This window comes from Prochlorococcus marinus (assembly GCF_001180245.1).
Taxonomy (GTDB): domain Bacteria; phylum Cyanobacteriota; class Cyanobacteriia; order PCC-6307; family Cyanobiaceae; genus Prochlorococcus_A; species Prochlorococcus_A marinus_F.
On the sequence record NZ_CVSV01000040.1, the window covers coordinates 25321 to 35856 of the forward strand.

A 10536-nucleotide genomic window follows, 5' to 3' on the forward strand; every position below is an offset into this window, starting at 1 on the left:
AAAAAATCATGAAAATCGCCCTTAACGGCTTAGAATGTTAACAAATCAAAACTTCGTTAAGGTATTTTTCTTGGAAACACACGTAGAGAGAATCTCAAATCTTCCAGACATAAAAAAGGCCGAATTAGATCGAGAAACTGGATTATTTCTTTATGAAGACATGACGCTTGGTCGTAGGTTTGAAGATAAGTGTGCAGAAATGTATTACAGAGGAAAAATGTTTGGTTTCGTTCATTTATATAACGGTCAAGAGGCTATAAGTACGGGAGTAATTGGCGCCATGAAAAAGAAACATGATTGGTTTTGTAGTACTTATCGCGATCATGTTCATGCACTAAGTGCGGGGGTCCCCTCATTTGAAGTAATGAGTGAACTTTTTGGTAAAGCTACTGGTTGTAGCAAAGGCCGAGGTGGATCCATGCACTTATTTTCAAAAGAGCATCACTTACTCGGAGGATATGCATTTATTGGAGAGGGAATACCAGTTGCATTAGGGGCAGCCTTTTCAAGTAAATACAAAAAGGAAGTTACTGGTAATAGTAATAGTGATGCAGTAACTGCAGCATTCTTTGGGGATGGGACTTGCAATAATGGTCAGTTTTTTGAATGTTTAAATATGGCCCAGTTATGGAAATTACCCATAATTTTTGTTGTTGAAAATAATAAATGGGCTATTGGTATGGCTCACGATAGAGCTACTAGTAATCCTGAAATCTGGAGAAAAGCGTCTGCTTTTGGTATGCATGGCGAGGAAGTAGATGGAATGGATGTATTAGCAGTTAGAGGAGCAGCACAAAGAGCTATTGAGCGCGCTAGAGCAGGAGAAGGTCCCACACTTTTAGAATGTTTGACCTATAGATATAGAGGACATTCTCTCGCAGATCCAGATGAATTAAGGTCTGAAAAAGAAAAGGAGTTTTGGGGGAAAAGAGATCCTATTAAGAAATTAGCCAAAGAAATTGTTGACGGTAAATTTGCAACAGAAGAAGAATTAAAAATTATTGAAAAGAAAATTGATGCAGAGATATCGGAGTCAGTCAAAAATGCTATTGAAGCTCCCGAACCCCCTTCAGAAGAATTAACCAAATATATTTGGGCAGAAGATTAGATTAAATACCGCTAGGTAATTTTCTGGTTAAATTCCTTAATTTTCTTAGTGCCTTAAGTTCAACTTGTCTTACTCTTTCTCTAGAAACTTCCAATAATCTTCCAATTTCTGCAAGCGTATGTCTCTCATTTGAATCAAGTCCAAACCTTAGTTTGAGAACATGTTGTTCTTGCTCGCTTAAATGACTTAACCACTTACCAAGTTGCTCTTGATGCATTTTCTGTTCGACTTGATCTAAAGGCTCTTCATTATTACTATCTGCAATTAAATCACCTAAAAAGCTCCTGCCATCATCACCATTTACTGGAGCATCCAAACTACTTGTTGATAAGGCTTGTCTTAAAACAGAATCCAATTCTTCAACATCAATTTCCATTGCCTCTGCAATTTCAATTCTGCTTGGCATAGCACCAAGCTTATGAGATAAATCCCTACTAACTTTTCTAATAGAAGCTAACCTTTCACTTAAGTGAACAGGTAAACGTATTGTTCTTGATTGACAGGCAATTGCTCTTGTCATGCTCTGCCTAATCCACCAAAAGGCATAAGTAGAAAACTTATATCCTCTTGTTGGATCAAATTTTTCAACAGCCCTCTCCAACCCTAGAGAACCTTCTTGTACCAAATCAAGTAATTCTAGTCCTTTACCTTGATATTTTTTTGCCACACTTACAACTAATCTTAAATTAGCTTTCATCATTCTTTCTTTAGCTCTTCGACCAATTTTTATAGTTCTTTTTTGCTGAGTTGTAAAATCATTAATCTTTTCATTTAATTGTCCATCTTCTGTAAGAATCATCATCTTCTGGACTTGATTACCCAGTTCAATCTCTTCAGCAGGTGTTAATAAGGGAACTCTACCTATATTCTGCAAATACCAACTTATTGGATCATTACCCCTCCTTTTTGGTTGTTCTGATTGAGTTGGTAATGATGAGACCATTTTTTGACCTAATTAGGTAGTAAAACTCTCCTACACTTTTTAAGAAATGGCCAAATATTTAATGCGCGCTTCAGATTTCAAGTAATATTTGTACACTTATGTGTTTAAAGCTATAAAAAACCCTCTTAAATTGTTTCTTTCAAGATATTTGTCTCGTTTTTGTATTTCTCATTAATTTTGCCAGTTCGTCACCAATAGCAGAAGCATTTGACCCACTTTTGCACTTCGATGCAGCAAATGAATGCAAAAGTACATATTTAGCAAAACAATCTGTTGATATATTTCTGCACAAGGTTAAATCAATCGCAGAACTACCAGCTACAAAACCAGATAAAAGATCACCCAATCCAGCTCGAGCTGTCTGAGAATCGGTTCCAAAAAGTTGCCATACGTTTTTTTTATCAGCAATTATACTGTTTGCTCCTTTTAACAAAATACTGATATTGAATTCTTTTGCCGCATCACGAGCAAACCCAACATTGGTATTAGATTTTATATTAGGAAATAATCTTCCAAATTCTTTGCTATGTGGTGTAATCCATGTTTTAAATTTTCTCTCTAAAAAGAAATTTGAACCCAACTTAGATTCCGAAATTCTATTAAGAGCATCTGCATCCAAGATCAATAATCCTCCAAAATCTATAAGATAATCTTTTGATTTTTGCCAATCATCATTATCAATTCCTATTCCTGGACCGACAGCTAATGAATCAAATGCACTTAAATCAATATTCTTTAATGCACTAAATAAAGATGCATTTCCATTTAGGTTGGATTGCATAGTTTCTTTTATAACTATTTCTGGGGCAACTTGCCAAATAGTTTCCGCAACTATCCCAGGAAGGACCGCAGAGATAAAGCCTGCTCCACTTGATATGGCGCCTTTTAATGCCAAGTATGCAGCACCTGGATATTTTTCACTCCCGGCTATTAGTAATGTTCTACCTCTTTGATATTTGTTGGAATTTTTTGGTAAAAAAGGTAACCCAATATTTTTTATATCTTTGTAAGTAACCTTAAAAATCTTTTTATCAATTTTGGACAGCTTACTAGTAGGCATCCCAATATCTATATGGTGCAATTCTCCAATAAAAGGTAAAGCAGAGTCTTGGGTCAACCCAATCTTATAAAGACCAATGGCCAAGGTATAGTCTGCCTTAACTGCATCTTCTAAAAAAGGCTCTCCTTTATCAGGACATAATCCTGTTGGAATATCAATACTTATTATCTTTCCAGATTTTTTATGAAATTTTTGATTAAACAATTTAATTAATTTATCATCAACTTTTCTTGTTTGATTATTACCAAAAACTGCATCAATCCAAAGTTCTTTCCCACTTGCATCAGGTGGCTCTACTAATTTTGTGACACCAATAGATGTAAGATAACTAAGGTGATCATTTGTTAGTGTTTTTTTTATTGGGAATGGACACCATACCTGAACATAAAAACCTTTCAAAAAAAGCTCTCTAGCTATTACTGCACCATCCCCCCCATTATGCCCAGGACCTATAAAAACAGTTATTCCATTCTTTAGAAGAGGTTTCTTTTTTAAGAGCCATCTACTAATTTGGATGCCAGCTTTTTCCATCAATGCTTCTTGTGGCATTCCATCAGAAAACATTTCTTTCTCTACCATCAACATTTGCTTTGAATCAACAATTAAATGTTTAGAATCAATTGTTGGCCATACAATTTCGTTCATAATTAGTACAAAGCAATTGAAGAACTGTTCAAAAATTTAAACTCCCATGTTAAAAACACAAAAGGATAAAAAATTAGAGAACTTTTTTTCTTCTAATAATAAAACTAAAAAGAAGAAAAATATTATTGTAGGGCTTTCTGGTGGCGTAGATAGTTCTCTTTCAGCTGCTCTACTTGTAGAAAGAGGCTGGAATGTTGAGGGACTAACTCTTTGGCTAATGAAAGGACAAGGCTCCTGTTGTTCTGAAGGATTAGTAGATGCTGCTGGCCTTTGTGAAGATTTGGGAATTGATCACAAAATAATAGACTCAAGAGAAATTTTCGAAAGAGAGGTAATTAAAAAAACTACTGAAAGCTATGAGAAAGGATTCACTCCACTGCCATGTTCGATGTGCAACAAGAATGTGAAGTTTGAAGAGATGCTTAATTACGCAATTAACAAAAAAGACTTTACTCATATTGCGACCGGACATTATGCAAGGATAAAAAAATCATCTTATGCTGGAACACTTGATTGCAAGAGCTTTGTGTTTAAGGACTTCCTTCTTCTCAGAGGTGCTGACAAAAACAAAGACCAAAGTTATTTTCTTTATTCTCTTTCACAAGAAGTACTAAGCAGATTAGAATTTCCTCTTGGTGAAATGAAAAAAGAAGAGACAAGAAAAGAAGCCCTGAGATTAGGCCTTAGAACTGCTCAAAAACCAGAAAGTCAAGATTTATGTTTAGTTGAGCATTATGGATCAATGCAGAGATTTATCGACGAACACATTGAACCCAAAGAAGGAGAAATTGTTCATGTAAATGGGAAAGTCCTTGGAACGCACAATGGTATCCAGCACTTTACAGTAGGTCAAAGAAAAGGTTTGGGGATTGCTTGGCCTGAACCACTATATGTAAAAAGTTTAGACAGGGTAAAAAACATAGTTTGTGTAGCAGATAAAAGTGATCTATTGAATAGAGAAGCGATAATTAGTAAGGTTAACTGGGTTTCAATCGAAGAACCTAAACAAGAAATAGAAGTAGAAGCACAAATCAGATATAGAAGCCATCCAGTAAAAGGAACTTTAGTACCTTTGAAAAATTTAGATAATCCAACTAAAACATATAAATTAATTTTTGAAGAAAGTCAAAGCTCGGTAACACCTGGACAAGCTGCAGTTTTTTATAAAGGAGAAATTCTATTGGGTGGCGGATTAATTAATTAATTTTCCAAAAGAAATTTAATCCCATAAAAAATATAAACAATAAAAAAATAGGTTTATCTCCAAATTTTGTATATAAGGTCTTATGGGATGAAAAATTAGGGAAAACTACTTTATTTTGCTCCTCATTTAAATCTAGAAGTTGAATTATTTTCCCATCATCTTTAATTAAACCCGAAGGACCAGTATTTGATACAAGTAGATTATCTTTTTTATTTTCAATACTTCTCAATCTTGCCAAAGACAGGAATTGATTATAAAGCTTAGTTGGATAGGGATCTAAATTTGCTGCAGTTATTATTAGTTTTGCACCGCTATTAATAGCCTTTCTTATTTTCAATCCATCACTAATTTCATAACAAATAGCCACTGCAAGAGGTTGTGAAAATTTAGGATCAAACAATCTTGAATCAGAGCCAGGTTTAATTCCTCCTACAGCAGATAATCCTCTTGAAAAACTATCTAGAAAACTAGGTGTTTTTTCACCTAATGGAACAAGTCTTTGTTTGTCTATAAATGAGGTAAAAGATTTATCTCCAATTTGAAATCCGAGTAAAGAACTTCTTAACTCATTATTAGAATTCCTGAAACCTCCTGCCAAGGTATTAACCTTAAAGCCTTTAGATAAATAAAAATTTTTATATAGAGTTCCTTCAGGAGCAACAAGAAGTCTTGCTTGATTGGCTAAAGCATACTTTTGAGCGATAGATAGCTTTTCTTCAATAAATTCATCATTTATTTTTAATTTTTCTCTTGTTGGTATATTAGTTTGCCAAATAGCTACTGGATATTCATAATTTCTTTTAATTGGAGTTGTTAAACCTCCAAATAAATGTAAGAAAATAAAAACCAAAAGTCCTAAAAGAAATATTTTTTTAAAGTAAAGTTTTCTTTCCCATCTACCTTGAATATAAAAAATCCAAAATCCAATCAATATTTGTAATACGCATAAACCACTTGCACCAATCCATCTTGCTAAACCAGCAAGATAAATATCACCTGGGATAAGACTCTCTCCTAAACCTATCCAAAAAAAAGGTGTTTGAGAAAGTATCAATTCACCAATACCCCAAGTCAAAGATAAAAAAAATACTTTTACTGTTAAAGATAATATTTTCATTTTGAAAACATCGTCTTTCCAGAGAATGATTTCAACTAAAAATCCCCATAAATAAACTAATATTCCACCCAAAAAAGCGCAAGATAATAATATTGAAATGGTGATTATTAAACTTGTAAGCCATGAAAACCCAAGCCATGTCAATGGATGAAGATCATAAAGCCAAGAATGACTTATCAAGATAAAGAAAAAACCCCAAGAAAAATTTGCTATTCTCCTTTCACTTCCCTTCCATAAAATAAATAAAGATATCGGCATAAAAAACAGCCAAAAATTACTTGAAACTGAAATTCCTCCAAAAATCCCTCCTAAACAAGGGAAAAAATATTGTCTTAGACTTTTAAATTGAGTTGGGATTAACAATCTAAAATTACGAAATTAAATTTATAATCACTCATTTATTGTACCTTCATTCTGTAGACTTAGTTCTAGTAACTTTCAAAATTAAGTGAAAGAAGTCTTTATCAGTTTTGCAGTTTTTGTTTTTTGTGTTTCATTAACTCTTTTCAGTCAATTTAATTCACCTCAAGTTGTAAATGCTGCTGAATCAGAAACTCAGTCAGTTCAAAGAGCACCTGTTGCAAATTCATCAAATGTCTCAAATAATAATTTATTTGAACTAGACCCATCTGATCCAAATCCTATACTTTTCGCTATGGCAGAAGAAACACCATTAGACAACAATTCAAGGACTACAGATAGTGGTCTAATTATTGCAGATATCGTAAACGGGGAAGGAGATGAGGCTAGTGCTGGGCAAACAGTTACTGTAAATTACACAGGAACACTAGAAGACGGGACACAATTTGATACCAGTATAGGCAGAGCTCCATTCAGCTTTCCCTTGGGTGCTGGACGAGTAATAAAAGGTTGGGACGAAGGTGTAGCAGGCATGAAAGTTGGAGGCAAAAGAAAATTAACAATACCTCCGGAACTTGGATACGGATCAAGAGGAGCTGGAAATGTAATTCCTGCTAATGCGACATTAATATTTGAAGTTGAATTATTAAAAGTCAATTAAATTAAGTAAGAAAAATATCTAAGACTTTTCAATTTAGTTGATCTCCAAGTAATATATATACAACACCAAATATTTGAAATGTTAAGTAAATTCATCAATTCTTTTCTAGATAAAAAATCCCCAATGACAGTGCATGCTCACTGCGATGGTCCTTGTGGTGTTTACGACCCAGCATCTACAAGAGTGGCAGCCGAAGCTGTTTTGTCAATGACAAAAAAACTTATTGCATTAGAAGCTCCTTCTAGCACTGATTCAGCAGAGTGGGCTGCATACAGTAATACATTTTCTAGATATGTTGCCGTTAAAGAAGAGCAAGCAAAAGAAACAAAGAAAGAGATTCTAATTTTGTGGACAGATTACTTTAAACCAGTTCACTTAGAAACTTATCCAGACTTACATGAAACCATTTGGAAGGCGGCCAAATTATGCAGTTCATGCAAAGTTAATATTGACTTAGGCCAAGCTGAAGAACTCATGAGTTATGTAGAAAAAATTCATAACATTTTCTGGGCTTCAAAAGGAAGATCAGACGCTTTTGTAAAAGCTAGTTAACCAGAGTTATCTTCAAAAGTTTTTTTGATTTTATTTTATTTTTTTTAGGTTTAAGAAAAACCGCGATTATTAGTGGTGAATCCATGTTTCCTTACCTAAAAGAGGGTGACATTGTTTTTTATAAAAAATATAAAAAGAATAAATCAATACTTAAAAATCGACAAATAGTTATTTTTAATCATCCAATTAAAAATAAAAGCCTAATAAAAAGGATTAATTCAGTAAAGCAAAATAACTTTGAGGTTATTGGCGACAATATTGAATTTAGCGAAGATAGCAATAAATTTGGATTAATCAATAACGAAAAAATAATTGGGATTGTCACCTCTAAAGTAATTTCTCCTAAATTAAAAAACTTTTTAGTTCAAAAAAACAGAAGCACTTCTTTGAATCCAAAATAATCCCAAAGAAAAGGAAAGCCCTCCTGCTACAGCTATTAATCTTTTAATAAATTTTTGACTTGCTTTAAAGGTAGTAAAAGATATTAAACAAGTAAAAAGATTCATACTTATAAGTGAACCAATCATATATGAAATCAAATATAAGAAAGCGCTTGTTAAAGGTAGTGCTAAAGCAGGAAGAACTGCAAGAAAATGTGAACCTCCAGCTATACCGTGTAGCAATCCTAAACCAGTCAAAGCATGTGAGTGCTTATTATTATTTTTTTGTTCCTTAACATGAACGTGAAAGTGACGATGGGCAATTCCATTCTCATGCTTATGGGAATGCGAGTGGATACTTAATTGAAAAGAATTTTTCATAGCAAATACTCCAACAATTAGAAGTGAAATTCCAACTAGGAATTCGGCGATACTAGAAAATTTGTTTAATGGCGTAATATCCTTAATAAAAATTGCTAGAAAAGCTAACAAGAGGACTCCTGAAGAATGTCCCAAGCCCCATGAGAAACTATTTTTAAGAGCTTTTTGAGGATTATTTATCGCTGCTGGTGCCATTGCAATTAGATGATCAGCGCCACTAACAACATGCACAAATCCTGCGACTATGCCTGTTAAAATTACAGCCTGCATATATATTCAGTACAACTCTGTTTATTAAATTTTATAGCACGATTTGAAGTCAATATTAAATTGAGTTAAATAAATTCTTGAAAGATTGTTCAATATCAGTTTCTTTCATAAAAGTTTCACCAATTAATACTCCCATGATTCCAATAGATCTAAGCGATTCTAAATCTTCGGCACTATTAATTCCAGATTCACTAATGGGAATAATATTTTGTTTTAAAAATATATCTGCATATGTATGCATCAATTCTTTTGATATTTTTAAATCCGTTTTAAAAGTCTTTAAGTCCCTATTATTTATTCCAATCAAATTAAAAGATTTTAACTTTAGAATCCTTTCTAATTCAAAAGAGTTATGGACTTCAACAAGAACACTCATCTTTAAATTATCAGCTATTTTCTTTAAATAAATTAAATCATCATCACTTAAAATCGCAGCGATTAATAATATTGCATCAGCACCAGATACCCTTGCTTTATAAATCTGATAAGCAGAAATAATAAAATCTTTGCAGAGTAGAGGGAGATTAGTTGATTTCCTTACAGTTTCGAGTATTTCATAACTACCTTGAAAAAACCTTTTATCGGTAAGTACTGAGATACATGATGCACCTAATCCTTCGTAACAATTTGCTATCTTTTCAGGGTTAAAATCTTTTCTAATAACTCCTTTACTCGGACTAGCTTTTTTTATTTCAGCAATAACTCCTGGTTTTATTTTTGACTCCAAGATATTTTTGTAAAAATCTTTGGGAGTAGGAAGTTTTTCAATCTTTTTGATGAGATCTTCTAAAGAGACTATCTTTTTAAAATTCTTAATTTCAATATCCTTGTGCCATACAATTTCTTCCAGAATATTTTTTGCTTGTGCTTCTCTATGAGGTACAGCATATTCTAAATTTTCTACCCTTACTGTTGGATTTGGTGGTCTGCGTCTTATCTCCATTAATTTTAGATATTATTTTATTTGAGAAGCCGCCTGTTTATATGCGACCTCAACTACTTCACTAAGTGTAGGATGAGTATGAACTTCTTTAGATAATTCAATTACATCTTGGTTCCTTGAAATAGCGTTCGAAATTTCTTGAATTAAATCAGCTGCATGTAACCCAAAAATATGAGCCCCTAATACTTTCCCATTATCTTTATTGAAAATCAATTTAAGCAATCCATCACTCTCTAATTCAGCCAATGCTTTTGAATTAGCCTTAAAGAAACTTTTGACAACTCCCAAAGTAAAATTTTCTTTTATAGATATCTCTTTAGCTTCAACTTCAGAAAGACCAACTGAACTTATCTCTGGGTGAGTAAAGGTTGCTGCAGGGATACTTTTATAGTTAATTTCGACATTACCTCCGCAAATATTATCAACAGCAATAGTACCCTGCGCTGCAGCTGTATGAGCAAGCATTAGTTTACCCGTTACATCTCCAACAGCCCAAATGTTAGGTATTATTTCACCACCATTCTTAACTCTCATTTGATCATCTACAGGAATGAAACCTTTTACTGTTTCGATACCAACCGACTCAAGATTTAAGTTATTACTATTAGGACTTCTGCCAGTTGCGACTAGTACAGCGTCAACTTCTAAAGTTTCTACAACTTCCTTAGATTTTGCATCAGTCAGTTCTATTTTTACAGGGCATCCAGGTGTTATTTTTGTCGCAAAGACATTTGATTTTGTTTCTATATCTCTTGCTTGAATAAGGTTCTTCTTAGCAATTTTAGTGATGTCTGGATCAAATGTTGGCATAATATTCTCCAAAGCCTCGATCATGGTAACTTCACAACCAAGCGCGGTATAAACATCAGCAAATTCTAGACCTATATATCCGCTTCCAATAATTGCTATCCA

The 10536-nt window shown here is 33.4% G+C and carries 11 protein-coding genes; 5 read left to right on the forward strand and 6 right to left on the reverse strand.

What is annotated here, in order from left to right; all coding sequences use genetic code 11:
- Positions 1 to 34 precede the first annotated feature (34 nt).
- Complete coding sequence (gene pdhA / locus AMO19_RS01385) at positions 35 to 1108, forward strand: pyruvate dehydrogenase (acetyl-transferring) E1 component subunit alpha (protein ID WP_075507035.1); 1074 nt, start codon at positions 35 to 37, stop codon at positions 1106 to 1108.
- A 1-nt stretch (position 1109) separates the two neighbouring features.
- Here the strand turns inward: pdhA and AMO19_RS01390 are convergent, their stop codons facing one another.
- Both AMO19_RS01390 and AMO19_RS01395 read right to left on the reverse strand, forming a co-directional pair.
- Positions 1110 to 2051, reverse strand: coding sequence for an RpoD/SigA family RNA polymerase sigma factor (locus AMO19_RS01390; RefSeq protein WP_075507036.1), 942 nt, complete (start codon positions 2049 to 2051; stop codon positions 1110 to 1112).
- Positions 2052 to 2190: 139 nt separating this feature from the next.
- Complete coding sequence (locus tag AMO19_RS01395) at positions 2191 to 3756, reverse strand: bifunctional ADP-dependent NAD(P)H-hydrate dehydratase/NAD(P)H-hydrate epimerase (protein ID WP_075507037.1); 1566 nt, start codon at positions 3754 to 3756, stop codon at positions 2191 to 2193.
- 46 nt (positions 3757 to 3802) lie between these two features.
- On the opposite strand from AMO19_RS01395, the gene mnmA reads away from it, so the two are divergent.
- The gene (gene mnmA / locus AMO19_RS01400; RefSeq protein ID WP_075507038.1) at positions 3803 to 4960 is read left to right on the forward strand and encodes a tRNA 2-thiouridine(34) synthase MnmA; all 1158 of its coding nucleotides are present in this window, start codon (positions 3803 to 3805) and stop codon (positions 4958 to 4960) included.
- Here mnmA and AMO19_RS01405 read toward each other — a convergent pair.
- Complete coding sequence (locus tag AMO19_RS01405; protein WP_075507039.1) at positions 4953 to 6440, reverse strand: acyltransferase; 1488 nt, start codon at positions 6438 to 6440, stop codon at positions 4953 to 4955. The two genes, mnmA and AMO19_RS01405, sit on opposite strands and share 8 nt — an antisense overlap.
- An 85-nt stretch (positions 6441 to 6525) precedes the next feature.
- Between AMO19_RS01405 and AMO19_RS01410 the strand changes: the two genes are divergently transcribed.
- The 3 genes from AMO19_RS01410 to sodX all read left to right on the forward strand — a co-directional run bounded on the left by AMO19_RS01410 (position 6526) and on the right by sodX (position 8051).
- Positions 6526 to 7098 (forward strand): FKBP-type peptidyl-prolyl cis-trans isomerase, encoded by a 573-nt coding sequence (locus tag AMO19_RS01410; protein ID WP_075507040.1) that lies wholly within the window; start codon positions 6526 to 6528, stop codon positions 7096 to 7098.
- Between the two features lie 78 nt (positions 7099 to 7176).
- The gene (sodN, locus tag AMO19_RS01415; RefSeq protein ID WP_075507041.1) at positions 7177 to 7650 is read left to right on the forward strand and encodes a superoxide dismutase, Ni; all 474 of its coding nucleotides are present in this window, start codon (positions 7177 to 7179) and stop codon (positions 7648 to 7650) included.
- Between the two features lie 8 nt (positions 7651 to 7658).
- Entirely contained in the window at positions 7659 to 8051 is a 393-nt protein-coding gene (sodX, locus tag AMO19_RS01420; protein WP_075507042.1) for a nickel-type superoxide dismutase maturation protease, read from the forward strand.
- Here sodX and AMO19_RS01425 read toward each other — a convergent pair.
- The 3 genes from AMO19_RS01425 to AMO19_RS01435 form a co-directional block, all read right to left on the reverse strand.
- Positions 8010 to 8681, reverse strand: coding sequence for a hydantoin utilization protein A (locus tag AMO19_RS01425; protein ID WP_075507043.1), 672 nt, complete (start codon positions 8679 to 8681; stop codon positions 8010 to 8012). The two genes, sodX and AMO19_RS01425, sit on opposite strands and share 42 nt — an antisense overlap.
- A 55-nt stretch (positions 8682 to 8736) precedes the next feature.
- Positions 8737 to 9624: an indole-3-glycerol phosphate synthase TrpC gene (trpC, locus tag AMO19_RS01430; RefSeq protein WP_075507044.1), complete on the reverse strand. Its 888-nt coding sequence runs from the start codon at positions 9622 to 9624 to the stop codon at positions 8737 to 8739.
- Between the two features lie 12 nt (positions 9625 to 9636).
- On the reverse strand, positions 9637 to 10536 hold a 900-nt coding region (locus tag AMO19_RS01435; protein ID WP_179850470.1), incomplete at its 5' end, for an FAD-dependent oxidoreductase.